The sequence below is a fragment of the Streptacidiphilus sp. EB129 genome (genome assembly GCF_041262645.1).
Lineage (GTDB): Bacteria > Actinomycetota > Actinomycetes > Streptomycetales > Streptomycetaceae > Streptacidiphilus.
In genome coordinates, this window is sequence record NZ_JBGCCS010000035.1 from 25708 (window position 1) to 38882 (window position 13175).

Sequence of the window (13175 nt, forward strand, 5' to 3'; positions counted from 1 at the left end):
GCCCGTAGGGAACGGGCGGGCTTTCTGGTCAGGTGCACGGCTTGGTCTCCTGTTCCGGCGCGGCGGCGACCGAGATCAGGGCGCCGAGGTCGTCGATTTTCTGGTCCCACTCGCGCCAGGTGGCGTGCAGGTCGGCCCGCCACAGCGGCCGGTCCTTGTCCCGGGGCCGGGTGCGCATCGTGTACATCAGGGCCCGGCCGCGGGCCTCCAGCAGGTCGAGCTCGGCTTCGACGACGACCTGGGCGGTCACGGGTTCGGTCCCTTCGCTCAGCTGGGCTTCGGTTTCCATCCGCGCACCTCCAGGTGGGTCAGGTCGGCGTCGGCCTTCATCCGGCCGGTGCTGGTGAGCCAGCCCTTGACGGCGGCGGCGACGTCGCCGCCGGCGGCGTCGACGCGGTCCTTCCACTCGCCCGCGTCGAAGCCGGACTCGCCCTGTCCGGGTCCAGCCGAGTTGCCGTAGGAGCGTTCCTCGGTGCCGTCGCCTCGCTGGACGACGTTGCGGCGCACCCCCGGCGAGTCCTTCTTGCGGCCGGCGTCGTAGACGAACGCCCCCTTCTTCGCCCTCACCGTGAACGCGATCTTCCCGCCGACGGCGGCCTGGTCGGTGACGACCGGGCGCAGCCGGGAGGCCCCGGAGGCGATGTGCTGGCGGGCGGCGCGGGCCAGGGAGGAGCGGCGGGTGTCGCCGACGACGTCCTTGGCCCGCACCCGGGCCTTGCGCCCGGTGGCGGTGGTGCGGCGGTGGACCAGGCCGCCGACGACCTCCCGCAGTTCCTCGGGGGTGTTCGCGGCGCCGACCTGCATCGCCTCGACCGCGCGCTGGAGCGCGGGCACGAAGCTCTGGCCCTTGTTCTTGGTGAAGAACTGGGACACCAGGCTCGGGTCGCGGCCGATGATCTGGCCGACCTGCCGCTTGGTGTAGCCGGCGTCCAGGAGCTGCTGGGTGAGCTGGGCTGCCTGGTTCGGCGTGGGCTGGGTCACGGCTGCTCACCTTCCTGGTCGCTCTGCTGGGTGGGGGTGCGGGAGATGCACTCGACGTCGATCTGGTCGGCGGCGTCGAGCAGGGCCCCGGTGACCAGGTGCAGGGTCGCCTGGTCCAGGACGGGCTGCTCATCGTCCTGGCCCCAGTCCTGGAACTGGCCGACCAGGCCGCGCAGCAGGCCGGTGACCTGCTGCGCGGGGATGTACAGGGCCCCGTCGGCGTCGCGGGCGACACCGAGACGCGTCTCGGGGGTGGACCGCGTCATCCGGTCACGTCCTGGAGCAGCGGGAGCAGGGGCAGTTCGTGGAGGCAGGCCCGCCGGTCGAAGTGGCGGAACCGGATCGGCACCGACTCCTGGCCCGGGCGCGGGATGTTGGACATCCAGTCGCCGGTGATCGGGTCGCCGCAGTGGCAGCAGATCGGCGGGGCGGGGTGGGTGCACTTGGTGGCGCAGTACACCCGCAGGGCCACCAGGCCCAGCGGCTGCGCCACCGCTTGGGCGTCGGCCTGGCAGCGGTAGTGGTAGCCGGTGACGGGTTCCTCAATGATGTTGGTGACGGTCCAGCACTTGCCGTCCCACTCGGTGTTGCCCAGGTCGGTGCCGGTCACGGGTTCACCGCCTGGAGCCGGTCGGCGTCGTAGCGGGCGCGGCCGGCAGCCTGGAGGAGAAAGAACTCGTCATCGGTGGTCGGGGCCTGGACCGCATCGGGGATGTGCCCCTTGAGCAGGTAGTCGCCGGGCTGGCCGTGGTAGGGCCAAGCGACGTGCTCCGCGGTGGTGTAGATCGCGTCGGTGCGGAACGCCACGATGCTGCCGGGCGGCAGGTGCAGGGCACCGACGCTGACGTTGTCCTCGCGCATCCGGGTCGACAGCAGCGCCGCCCGGGCCGCGGACCACACTCCGGCCGCCCACTCGGGGTGGGCGTTCGGGTCGCGGGAGAAGCCGTCGTGCCGCTGCCAGGTGACGTGGGTGTCGGTGAAGCCGACGATCTGCGCACCGTCGGGGACCTCGTGCTCCTGGCCGAGCAGGACCTGCCCGTTGGTGATCCTCGGCCGCTGCGCGAACCCGCCGATCCCGAACAGCAGGATCGCCCGCACTCCGCGCGAGGCCAGGGCTGCGGCCTGCCGCTGGCGCGGGTCCGCGTGGATCTCGGAGACCGCGCGCAGCGCCCCCCACACGTCCTTGAGCTTGGTCGACCACTCCTTCAGCGGGGTGCCGGCCTCCCAGAGCAGGCCGTCCAGGATCTCGATCCGCCAGGGCATCAGCGGGTTGCGCAGCGCCAGGTTGACCTCGGCCCCGCCCGCCCAGGTCGTGAACGTGCGCCCGGGCTCGGCCGGGTACGCCCACGCCTTGTCGCCGCTGACCGGCGCCGGGAGCAGCCCCACGTGCTCCCACCCGGCCGGCACCGTCACCCGGATCTGCCAGTGGCTCGGGGCGAACAGCGCGTTCGTCTGCTCCTTCTCCGACATCGCGGCGAACACCGCGGCGGAGACCCGGCGCGGCTCGCCGACGCCGCTGCTCCAGCAGTGCTTGGCGTAGGCGAAGGTGCGGTCCAGCTCGGTCCAGCGCGGCAGCTGCTGGGGCACCAGCGGCGGGGTGAGCAGCTCGGTGCGGCCCTGGCCGGCGGTGGCGTGCAGCAGCCCGCGGACTTCCTGCGACATGACCGGGTAGCCGTCGGCCCACTTCGAGTTCGTCTTCACCGGGATGGTGCGCGACCACAGGTCACGCCCGGTCTGCGAGGGGGAGCCCATCAGGACCACGTCGTCCCACTGGTGGTGCAGGTGCTTCCACATCAGCACGAACGCGTCGCGCACCAGCGCCGGGTCTGCCCCGGCCGGGTCGAACCACTCGGCCACGGACCGGATCTCGGTGTGCTGGTCGCCGCGCTGCCACCGGCCGACCGGGCGCCGCTCGTGGACCAGGTGCCCGGCCATGCGGTCCTTGCCGCGCGAGGACTCGACCTTCCAGCCCTCGGGCAGAGGACCTGCGAGCCAGGCCGCGACCGCGTCGCGCAGGTACGGGTACCGCTCCGCGTCGCGGTGCCACGGGTCGCCCGCGGTGATGTAGATCCGCTCCACCTCGGGCGGCACCGTGGCATAGACAGCGTTCAGGATCTCCGCGACCGACCCGGAGCCCAGGTCCAGGCGGACCTGCTGCTGACGGCAGACCAGCACCCCGGTCAGCGTGTCGAGGAACGCCATCTGCCTCACCTGCTGGGTGAAGTTCGGGCGCTTCGAGGTCAGGTTCGCCGTCGGAGTCATCCACCGGTCCCCGGCCTCACCGGCCGGGATCGAGGGCAACACCCGGTCCGTCACCGGCACCACCGCGACCGGCGCGAGCGAGGCCTGCGCGGGCGAGGCCTGCGCGGCCGCGGGCACCGGGGCGGTGACCTGCACCGGGGCAGGGCCCGCAGCGACGGGGACGGCGGCCTGGTCCTCGATGTCGACGACCGTCACCGGCTCCGCCACGGCGGCGGCCAGCTCCGGCTCGGCGACAGCGTCGTCGGCCTGCTGCCCGGCGTCGACCTGGCCGAGCAGCGCGTCGACCGAGGCCTCCAGCGAGGGCGCAGCCGGACGCAGGTCCGGCGGGGTCGCGCCGACCGGCTCCATGATCGGCTGTGCGGCCGTCTGCGGGCCGCTGGTGATCACGGGGGCGCTGGCGTCCGCGTTGATCGTCTGCGGGGCGTCCTGGGGCTGCTGCGGGCCCAGGTGGGGCACCAGGGCGACGACGTCGACCACGCTCAACCCGGCCGCCGGAGCGATCCGGTCCGCGTTCGCCTTCGCGTAGCCGCCCAGGCCGACGATCCGCTTGTCGCGGTCTGACACCAGGTCAGCCAGCAGCTTCTGCAGCTTCTTGATGTCGTCCCGGATCCCCCGCAGCTCGCCGAGGCCGGCGGTGTACTCCTTGCTGTCCATCGCGCTACTCCTTGATCTGCTTGGGTGCCGAACGGGTTTCGCTGTGCCCAGGCGATGCGTATGCCGCCTGGTGAACGGCGCTGGCTGCCTCGATCATGCGGCAGCGCCAGTCGCAGCTGGTTCCCTCGGGTACATGGCCGGTCGGGCGGGTGTGGATGTGGGCGTGGAATCCGTCAGCAGTAGTCCAGTTGACGTCTTCTGGGGTCCGCAGCGGTGCGCAGCTGTTGCGCTCGCCGAACGCGTACTGCGCAATGAGGGTGATGTCGTTGGTGCGGAAGTCCCTGCGGGCGCGGTGGGCGTGCAGCCAGCGGGCGAACGTCATCTCCAGCACGACGGACGGCAGCCGGCCGGAGCCGGTGCAGTTGTCGTCGTCAGCCGTGATCGTGGTGATAACTGCGGTTCCGAGTGTTGGGTGCTTGTAGAGCGAGCCGTTTCTGCGGATCCGGGTGGTCTGCTCGCACACCGGGCACAGGCCCTCGGCTGGAGGGTTGATGATCGGATTTTCCTTGCTCTCCATCACTCGGATCCCTCCGAAACAAAGCGGGCGTACGGGGCCTGAAGGACGAGCGGGATCACGGCGCCGGGGTTGGAGCCCTTGAGCACTGTGATGGTGCTGCTGGGGTCGTCGGGGTCGTGAAAGTCCCAGTACTTGGTGGACCGGTGCAGGGCCAGCACCGTGTCCGACCGGTCCACGACGTCGCCTTGGATGGCTTCCAGGCCGGGGCTGGTGCGGGTCGGCTCCTTGAGGTGGGAGACAGCGAGGACTGCCACATCGTGGAGATCGCTGAGGAGGCGAAGGGTGCCCATCACGTTCCGCGGACCGTCGGGGTCGCTGGGTTCGTGGATGCCCTGGATGGAGTCGACTACGAGCAGGTCGGCTGGCTTGCCATCCGCGTGCATTTCGTCCAGCAGCCTCTCGATGACTCCCACGTCGTGGTGCATCCCGACAAGGGGGAGGACTCGGAAGGGCAACCGGTCCATCTCGAGGCCGAAGGCTCGCAGGGTACTCAGCTGCTGAGTGTCCAAGGTGTCGTTTCGGATGTCCGCGCCGATGTGAGCGGCCATGGTCTTTTCGTGGACCTGGCGGACGTTCATCTCAGTGGTGGTGTAGGCGACGCTGGCGTGCTGATCAGCCACAGCATGAGTGGCGATGTTCAGAGCCAGGGTGGACTTGCCGACACCGCTGAGGGACACCACGGTCGTCACCGTCCCTGGCCTCAGAGCGAGCAGCTCGTTGAAGGCAGGCCAGGGCGATTCAAGGCGTTGTGGCATCACAGGGCTCCCATCGGAATGATGCGGGCGTAGTGCCCCTGCATGGCCATGTCGAGCTGGCGGCCCTTGGGCCCCTGCCTGTTCTTGGCCACGTGGACCTCCAGCTCGCCAGGCTTGACGGGCTTGTTCTCGGCGTCGACTTCGGTGTGGAGCAGGATGATGAAGTTGGAGTCCTGCTCGATCGCCGAGGACTCCTTGAAGTCGGTGGGCAGTGGCCGCCGGCCGTTGGCGGCTCGGTTGAACTGGCCGAGGGCGATGACCACGATCTTGAATTCCTGGGCGAGCATCTTGAGGTCCCGGCTGATCCTGGCGATCTCCTGAGCCCGGACCGGGGACTCCGATCCGGGGTCCGGCGTCATCAGCTGGATGTAGTCGACGACCACCAGGGCCGGGAGCTGGTCGCGGGCTGCCATGGTGCGGATCCGGGCGCGCAGCTGGGAGACGGTCAGGCTTCCGGAGTCGTCGAGGATCAGGTTGTCGGCCCGGCTCATGGTGTCGTTGACCTTGGCGACCTTGTCCCAGTCCTCATCGGTCCAGGCACTCCCGCCCTTGGCTACGCGGTTCAGCGGGATGCGGGCCTCGGCGGCGAGCATCCGGTCAAGCATCTCGGTGCCGGACATCTCCAGGGAGCCGAAGAGCACCGGCTTGTTGCAGCGCAGTGCCACGTGGGTTGCCCAGTTCTGGGCGAACAGGCTCTTGCCGCCGCTGGTGGCAGCCCCGACGGTGCCGAACATGCCCGGCTTGACGGTGAGGATCTCGTTCAGGTCTTCCCACGGCGACGACAGGATGTCCTGGTCCTCGCCGCTCTCCTTGGTCTCCAGGTAGTCGGGCCAGCGGTCGGCGACCGAGAGCTTCTCGTTCTGCTGACGCCCGACAGCCAGGCTCTGCAGCTCGGCCATCGCGGTGTTTAGTAGGACCTGGGTGCTGCCGCTGGCGCCGACCCGGGCCATGTGCTCGATCCGCTGCCCGATCCCGATCAGGTCGCGCCGTTCGGCCAGCCGGCGCACTGAGCGGGCGTAGTCGACAGCGTTGGCGGCGACGGGAACGACGTGGACCAGGGTGTGCAGGTAGGCCTGGCCATTGCGCCCGCGGTCGATGCCGACGAGTTCACCGTGCGAATCGAGTTCGTCGGCGAGGGTGAGCGGGTCGACGTTCTCGTTCCTGCCGTACATGTCGAGGATGGCGCGGTAGATGGTCTGGTGGGCCGGGCGGTAGAAGTCGGCGGGGCCACGCAGGGCCTGCTCCACCTGACCGATGACGTCCTTGGACAGGAGCATTCCGCCCAGGGTGGCCTGCTCGCAGAGCAGGTCCTGGGGCATGTCGGTCGCCTTGGATTCGACCGAGGTGGTGGTGTCGTCCAACGGCCAGGGGATTTCGTCATCGTCGTCGGGGCCTTGCACAGCTACGCTCATAGATGATCTCCGATGCTTCGGGGTTCCTCGGCGGCCGGGCCTTTCTCAGGGGTTCCCGGCCGCCGCTTACGTGATGGGTCAGACGGTCGTGGACGCGGCGGTGATGCAGTCGCACGGACCGATCGGCATCCCGGTCAGGTCCTCCGCGAGTCCCGAGCCGTGGCAGGTCAAGCAGTCCGTGCGCGGCTGGCCGCTGCTGCGGGACACCGACCGGCCGAACGGCACCCGGGACATTTCGGCGTGCCGCACCAGGTCGGTGCCGAACTGCGGCAGCTCCCGGGCACGGTCCACGACCCAGGCCAGCGGACGGCCGGCGGCGAGCAGCTCCGCCGCGCCCGTCAGCAGCTGCTGCCGTGTGCCGTTCAGGGCCCTACCGCCGCGCGCTTCCTCATAGGCCGCCAGGACCAGGTCGAGCTGCTCCTGGCCGAGCTCCTGCTCCGCCCGCTGCGCCGGAACGTCCCCGAAGGCCTGCTGCGCTGCTGCTGCGGGTGCGGTTGTCGGCGCAGCCGTGTTCTCTCTCTCCGTCCCATCGGCACCAGCCGTCACGGTCGCGGGTGATCCTTCTCCGCCCTCTCGAGAGAGAGATTCTTTAAGAGAAGAAGGAACCGCCGCATGGGTGCGGCCACCCTGGCCGCACCCATGCGGCGACCCTGGCCGCATGGGTGCGGCCACCCCCCCGTCAGGGGTAGCCGCATGGGTGCGGCCACCCCCCTGGGATGCGGCCGGCCCCGGGGCGTCCTTCTTTGCGGCCCTGGCCGCAGCCTTGGCCTTCTTGTCCGCGAGGCGTGCCGCCGCCCGGGCGGCGGCACGCTCATCCCAGCGCTCGTGGTCCAGCAGCCGGTAGACGCTGGGCACGTTCAGCCGCGGGTTCTTCGGGTCCGGGCGTCGGTCGACCTCGAGCAGGCCGGCCTCCTCCAGTCGCTTCGTCGACCGGTCCACAGTGTCGACCGACCGCCCGATGCACGCCGCCAGCACCTTCCGGGTGGGAACATCAGCGGCGTCCAGGTCCTCATCGGACTCCCGGCTGCCGGGGTCGACGAACGACCCCAGGGCGGCATACAGGGCTTTGTCGACCGGATCGACGGAGCCGTCCCGGGCCAGCGCGGCGTCGAACTTCACCCAGTCGACGGCCGCGTCGCTCACGACGCGGGGGAGCATGTTCATGCGACCATCCCCTTCGGGGAGGTCTTGAACGCAGGGCACGACACTTCGTAGGTGGTGGACATCTGACGACCGTGCATGAGGTCGCCTGTGGATAGAGGTCGCAGGTCAGAGGGCGCGCAGCAGCGCAGGGCAGCGGTGTTGTGGATAAAGGTCCTCACACCCGTAGAGGTGTGGGCGCTGGTGCGCGTGTGACATGTTTCGACCCGCGACTTTTTTTTGGCCCCGCCCGTGGGGGGCTCCGACCGGATGGTCGGGGTGGTGCCGTGGTGCACTGTTCGTTCCCTCGTGTGAGGGAGTCGCAAATCAGCTCTTCAACGTGACGCGGATCATGAGATGCAGGGTGCTGCTTCGCATCTGGGGTAATGCGCCTCTATGCTGTTGGGTAGGTGACCACACGGGCCCTGTGTCCAGGCACCCAGCGCGGTCACCGCGCTGACTACGACTCCAGGAGCTGGCAGGCTGGGGAGTCGCGCTTTGTGAGAGCCGTCCTGTCCAACCAGGGCGGCTCTCGGCGTTTTCTACGGCGGCATCTCAAGTCTCATGGGCGCATTCTCCTCTGCCTGATGGGGTCTATGTGGCGGGACGCGCCCGGTCCGCAAGGCGGCTGCTGGCACTCCGCCATTGGATGATCAACGGCGGAGTGATCGGTGATCGTTCCGAACTCAGTCGCTAATATCGAAAATTTCTGCGAATTGCTTCGGGTATCGATCGGGCTCCACTGTGGCCAGCAGGGTGAAGCCGGGGAAGTCGATCGCTGGCTGTGCCATGTACAGTCCGTGGGCGGCCTGCCAGGACATTCCGGATCGCGCGAAATCCGCCACGCCCATCAACCCGGGGAAGTCCAGATCGCCGATCCGGACGACCTCCAGCATGCCGATGTGCTCGGCGACGCCGACGCGTTGGTCTTCCGCAGCGAGCATGCACAGCGTCGGTGCGACCAGGTCGATCCCCGGATCTGTGCTGGCCCGGTGGACAAGGGCCGACGCCTGCCGGCTACCTGATCCGAGGGCTACTAATGCGGTGTCGTCCAGGACGAATCGAACCGGTGTCACGCTGCGCCTCGGCCCTGCCGCTCGGCAACCTGGGCCAGGGTCGCGTCCATTCGGCGCTGGAGCTCTGCATGGTCGCTATCTGCGATATCGACTCCGAAGTTCTGCTTGAGCGCAGCGTGGACGCGTGTACCGCGCTCAGCCAGTTCGGCAGGCGTGAGCGTCGTCGTCGCGAGTTCTTCCACGAGGGATCGGATTGACGTTCCGCGGGCCTCAGCTATGGCAGCGAGACGGTCGCGGACCGAGTCGGACACACGGATCATGACATCACCCATGGGCAGAAGTATACCCCCCGTATACGTGTATTGGCAGGTTTGCACCGGCGCGTGTGTCTCCGGGCATGAGGCCGACAGCAATGTCGGGGAGACCGTGGCGACTTCGCTGGGTCACTGGTCTCGCTGAGTACGAGAGCCGTGCTGACTGTTCCACTCTTCTGAGAGGACGGAGTAGAGGACGCTATCGCGCCAGGCCCCGTTGGTGAAGACGTGGTCGCGGAGGGTTCCTTCCTCGGTAAAGCCGAGGCGCCGGACCACCGCGATCGAGGCAGCGTTGTCCGGCCCGATCGCGGCGCTGATCCGGTGCAGTCCGAGCTCCTGGAACCCGAACCCGATCATCGTTCGGGCAGCGTCAGTCGCGTAGCCGCGCCCCCAGTAGGGCGCGGCTACGGCGTAGCCCAGCTTCCCGGCCTGGACGCCGGCCAGGCCGATCCGAGCGAACCCGACCACCTGGTCGTCTCCGAGTGGGGTGACGGCGAGGTAGTACTCGGTCCGCGGGGAGTACTGGGAGCGTTCGACCGCTCCCTGGATCATCGCCTTGGCCTGCTCCGGGGAGCGGCTGTCGAACGAGAGCCACTTGGTGACCTGGTCATCACCGACGACTGCGAGCGCTCCGTCGACGTCGTCGATGCGGAACTCCCGCAGCTCGACATGAGTACCGGTCAGGTGGACAGGGTGCGGCAACGGAACTCCTTGGTCTACGGGGCGAGAGCCTTCAGCGGGGTGCGGGCGAACATCTCGATCTGCTCCTGCAGCTCCTGGCCGGCGATCGCCAGGGGCGAGGACCCGAGCGCCTTGTGCACGCGAAGGGCACAGGCCACGATCCCGTTGATCCGGTTCTCCGGCGCGAGGCTCAGGACCGGGGCTAGGGCCTCGCTGGCTCCTTCCAGCTCCCCGGCCTGGATACGGGCGATGGCGAGGGCCGCGTGGCTCCCCGCCTGGTCGCCGAACGCCCACTCCGGGTTCGACTGGTCGGCGTAGGCAATGACGGCCTGCTGGGAGTAGTTCTGGGCTGCGTCGACTTCCGACGGGAGCCAGGCGAGCGCCTCGGCTGCGTAGTAGAGCTGGCGCGAGCGGCCGAACGTGGCGATCCCTCCGAACTCGTCCAGGTCGTCCGGCTCAGCCGTGTTCCAGGCGTCCTCGGCGCGCTGGATCGCGGCGCGGGTCTTCTCCGCGTTGCCCAGCGTCGCCCACGCGCGGGCCTCGCTGACGGGCAGCCAGATGCTGGTCGTGCTGTGGCTGCTCGCCGCGATCTCGGCTGCGTTCTGGGTGTAGCGCACCGACTCGAGCGGCCGACCTGCCCAGTACGCCACCAGGGATTGGATGCCGCGGATCCAGGCGCGCAGCCCGTTGTGACCTGCGTGCTCAGCGCACATGTACGCCGTCCGGGCCTGCGTCATCGCCGCGTGCGGATCAGCGAGGTCGTGTGACGCCTTCGCCAGCAGGCCCCCGCTCACCGCCGCGAGGAAGTACAACTGCCGCGCCTGCGCCGGAGCAGTGCGCCGCTCCAGCAGGGCGTAGATGTTCTCCTGCGTGGTGATCATGTTGCCCAGCAGCTCGGACAGCGGCCGCTGGGGGTAGTCGAGTGTGAGCTGGCGGACGTCCTCGGTCACCAGGTCCATCGCCTCGCTGGTCAGGTTGTCCTGCCCGGTGAGGGTCGCGAACTGGCGTGCTCGTTCTGCTGCCATGGTGATCAGTTCTTTCTCTGTGTCCTGGCTGCCTGAGGCGACGGTTAAGCCCGAACCGGCCGAGACCTGCGACCAGGGCCGCAGCAACTCGTCCAGCGCCTTGCCGAACATCGCCTGGAGAACCCGGCGAGTGACAGGCGTCGTACTCGCTCTCTCGCCGGCTGCGAGCCGCCGCAGGTGGCGGGGGCTCATGGTTGCTTCTTCGCCAAGGCGACCTGCCAGCGCCATGAACTCTGCGCTGATCTCCTCAAAGGTCTGGTCGCGCTGCCAAAGCATGAGCTCCAGCACGGTGCGCGGCTCCCGACCGCCGGCAATGCCAGCCACAGGACCCTCCCCAACTCGTTTTCGCTGCTCATACGGCCAGTCTTCCCCGGACTCGCCACCAAGCTGCCCGTGGTCCGGTTCTGGTCCGGATGCGGTCCGCTAATGGTCCTCCTCCGGACCGCGCGCGGTCACGCGATCTAGCTGAAACATCATCACCAGCAAGGCAAGCCAGACGCGATGCGAGGGAGGGACATCATGAACGACACACGGCATCTGATCACCGACGCCCACGGCCGCCCGATCGACCTCACGTCCAACGGTCAGGCAGCTACCGCCGCCCACTCGTGCACGGCGCATCCCCGGCGGCGTACCCCCATCGTCGTCCTGCTTGCTGCGGTCCTGGTGGGCGGCCTGCTCCTGGCGCTGCTTCTCATCGTGATCCGCGACATTGTCACGACGCTGATCGGCACAAGCTTCGTCAGCACCGCTCTCGGCACCGCTCTTAAGGCACTGCTGGCGCGATCCAACCGGCGGGAGCAGTGAAGACCATGAGCGCGGTGCCCGAATACGTTGAGTTGCTGCTCCAGTCGACTCTGGGGCAGCAACCGACGATCACTCGTGCATCAGGCGCTGAACTCGTACTTCAGCTCGTAGAGGTGGCCGGCCTTGGCCATGATCGTGACCTCGATGGGCCGATCGCTGTGGCTGTAGACGACACGGAAGGTTCGCAGGATCGGGAGCTCGGTGGGCAGCTGCAAGGCGTTGAACTGCTCTCGGGTGGGGACGCAGGCCGAGACCAGGTCTACGGTCCGAATCGGCGGGTATCCGAGTTCGGCGAGAAGCGTTGGTGTCCCGCCTCGGATCTTCCGTCGTTCGGTGATCGCTGTGCCGCTGGCGATCTCGGACGGGTAGTAGGACTGCACCAGCTCGGCGGGCTCGCCGTTGAGCATCAAGATCTGTGTCCGATGGGCTGCAGTCCCGGTCTCCCCCAGATCAAGGGCCCGGGCAACCTCGGCGGGGGGCCTGCCCTCCGTAACGGCGAGCAGTTCACTGGATGCTTGGAATCCCCGCTTTGCTGCTTCGGAGAGCCATCGGTATGGCTCGCCGGCTCCTGCGGGAGCACTGTAGGCGGCTGGGGTCATCAGATGGCGCCGGTGCTCACGTACGACGACGCCTGCTCCCGGGCGTCCGACTACGAGGCCTTCGGCCTTCAGGAGCTGCACGGCCTTTTGGATCGTCGCATTGAACACCCCGAATCGCTCGGTCAAGCGGGCAGTCGAGGGGAGGCTGCTACCGGGCTCCAGCTCGCCGGACATGATCTCGTCGCGGAGATCGGCAGCGATCTGCTGGTACGGCGGACGGCTGTCGTGCGCTTCAGGTTGGGTCGATGGCATGGATCACTGCCCCTGGAGTTCGTAGCTCAGGTGGTAGTGCCGGGCAGGGACTGTCATGACAGCGGCCTCCATCGGCCTCCCGTCCTGGTTGAAGGATGTTCGGAACAGAGTGAGGACCCATTCGCCGGCGTCCAGTTCGAGGGCCTGTTGCTCCTCGGAGGTTGGCGGACGGGACTCGATGTTCTCGATGACGCGTCCAGTGAGGTGTCCCAGCTTGGCAAGAGCGGCGACGGCCCCACCACGGATCTTGCGGGGTTCAGCAAGTGGAGTAGCGCGAGCAAGATCGGCGGCGTAGTAGGAGTCGGTCAGCTCGACTGGGTGCTCGTCCAGGTACATGATCCGGCGCCGGACCACAGCGGCAGCGTCAGGAGCGAGCTGGAGAGCGGTGCGTACCTGGTTGGGAGGGGCGACCTCGGCGACGTGCACCAGTCGCTGAGAGCCGACGCGCCCGCGGGCCTTGGCCTCTTCCTGCCAGGTGCCAGCCACTCCGGCTTCACCAGGTGCGATGTAACCCATCGAGCTACTGGTCCACCTGCCGGTCATTGCCCTCTCCTGCCGTAGTTGCTGCTGCACAGACCTTACTTCCTATCCCGTTAAGGCGAGCGACGCGTAGCCAGCCTACCGCGCAACCTTGCCAGCTTTCGCGTAAAGCATTACGGTAATGCCAGCCCGGAAACAGACGGAGCGTCAAGCCCCGGATGCAGAGGGCAAATCAGTGCCACAGCTCTGCCCTCTACGAGGGCTTAGCTGCCATGCCCGG

General features: G+C 68.4%; 16 protein-coding genes. 1 reads left to right on the plus strand and 15 read right to left on the minus strand.

The window, feature by feature from the left end; genetic code table 11:
* Positions 1–28: 28 nt before the first annotated feature.
* The 13 genes from ABH925_RS30710 to ABH925_RS30770 form a co-directional block, all read right to left on the minus strand.
* Positions 29–289, minus strand: a complete 261-nt coding sequence (locus tag ABH925_RS30710) for a hypothetical protein (protein ID WP_370153243.1) — start codon at positions 287–289, stop codon at positions 29–31.
* Complete coding sequence (locus ABH925_RS30715; protein ID WP_370153245.1) at positions 268–981, minus strand: hypothetical protein; 714 nt, start codon at positions 979–981, stop codon at positions 268–270. Before ABH925_RS30715 ends, ABH925_RS30710 begins: the two co-directional genes overlap by 22 nt.
* Positions 978–1247, minus strand: coding sequence for a hypothetical protein (locus ABH925_RS30720; RefSeq protein WP_370153247.1), 270 nt, complete (start codon positions 1245–1247; stop codon positions 978–980). The genes ABH925_RS30715 and ABH925_RS30720 overlap by 4 nt, the downstream gene beginning before the upstream one ends.
* Positions 1244–1591: a hypothetical protein gene (locus tag ABH925_RS30725; protein ID WP_370153248.1), complete on the minus strand. Its 348-nt coding sequence runs from the start codon at positions 1589–1591 to the stop codon at positions 1244–1246. The genes ABH925_RS30720 and ABH925_RS30725 overlap by 4 nt, the downstream gene beginning before the upstream one ends.
* On the minus strand, positions 1588–3897 hold the full coding sequence (locus tag ABH925_RS30730; protein ID WP_370153250.1) for a Mucin-19: 2310 nt from the start codon (positions 3895–3897) through the stop codon (positions 1588–1590). Before ABH925_RS30730 ends, ABH925_RS30725 begins: the two co-directional genes overlap by 4 nt.
* A gap of 4 nt (positions 3898–3901) precedes the next feature.
* The gene (locus ABH925_RS30735; protein ID WP_370153252.1) at positions 3902–4414 is read right to left on the minus strand and encodes a hypothetical protein; all 513 of its coding nucleotides are present in this window, start codon (positions 4412–4414) and stop codon (positions 3902–3904) included.
* The gene (locus tag ABH925_RS30740) at positions 4414–5169 is read right to left on the minus strand and encodes a DnaB-like helicase C-terminal domain-containing protein (protein WP_370153254.1); all 756 of its coding nucleotides are present in this window, start codon (positions 5167–5169) and stop codon (positions 4414–4416) included. The genes ABH925_RS30735 and ABH925_RS30740 overlap by 1 nt, the downstream gene beginning before the upstream one ends.
* Entirely contained in the window at positions 5169–6581 is a 1413-nt protein-coding gene (locus ABH925_RS30745) for a replicative DNA helicase (protein ID WP_370153256.1), read from the minus strand. Before ABH925_RS30745 ends, ABH925_RS30740 begins: the two co-directional genes overlap by 1 nt.
* Positions 6582–6659: 78 nt before the next feature.
* Complete coding sequence (locus ABH925_RS30750; RefSeq protein ID WP_370153258.1) at positions 6660–7745, minus strand: hypothetical protein; 1086 nt, start codon at positions 7743–7745, stop codon at positions 6660–6662.
* Between the two features lie 662 nt (positions 7746–8407).
* The gene (locus ABH925_RS30755; RefSeq protein WP_370153260.1) at positions 8408–8797 is read right to left on the minus strand and encodes a hypothetical protein; all 390 of its coding nucleotides are present in this window, start codon (positions 8795–8797) and stop codon (positions 8408–8410) included.
* The gene (locus ABH925_RS30760; protein ID WP_370153262.1) at positions 8794–9069 is read right to left on the minus strand and encodes a hypothetical protein; all 276 of its coding nucleotides are present in this window, start codon (positions 9067–9069) and stop codon (positions 8794–8796) included. Before ABH925_RS30760 ends, ABH925_RS30755 begins: the two co-directional genes overlap by 4 nt.
* A 111-nt stretch (positions 9070–9180) precedes the next feature.
* Positions 9181–9753, minus strand: coding sequence for a GNAT family N-acetyltransferase (locus ABH925_RS30765; protein WP_370153264.1), 573 nt, complete (start codon positions 9751–9753; stop codon positions 9181–9183).
* 14 nt (positions 9754–9767) lie between these two features.
* Positions 9768–10949, minus strand: a complete 1182-nt coding sequence (locus ABH925_RS30770) for a hypothetical protein (RefSeq protein ID WP_370153266.1) — start codon at positions 10947–10949, stop codon at positions 9768–9770.
* 327 nt (positions 10950–11276) lie between these two features.
* On the opposite strand from ABH925_RS30770, the gene ABH925_RS30775 reads away from it, so the two are divergent.
* Positions 11277–11564, plus strand: a complete 288-nt coding sequence (locus ABH925_RS30775; RefSeq protein ID WP_370153267.1) for a hypothetical protein — start codon at positions 11277–11279, stop codon at positions 11562–11564.
* Between the two features lie 80 nt (positions 11565–11644).
* On the opposite strand, the gene ABH925_RS30780 is transcribed toward ABH925_RS30775, so the two are convergent.
* Positions 11645–12415: a GntR family transcriptional regulator gene (locus ABH925_RS30780; RefSeq protein ID WP_370153269.1), complete on the minus strand. Its 771-nt coding sequence runs from the start codon at positions 12413–12415 to the stop codon at positions 11645–11647.
* Between the two features lie 3 nt (positions 12416–12418).
* Positions 12419–12901: a GntR family transcriptional regulator gene (locus tag ABH925_RS30785; protein ID WP_370153271.1), complete on the minus strand. Its 483-nt coding sequence runs from the start codon at positions 12899–12901 to the stop codon at positions 12419–12421.
* Positions 12902–13175 lie beyond the last annotated feature (274 nt).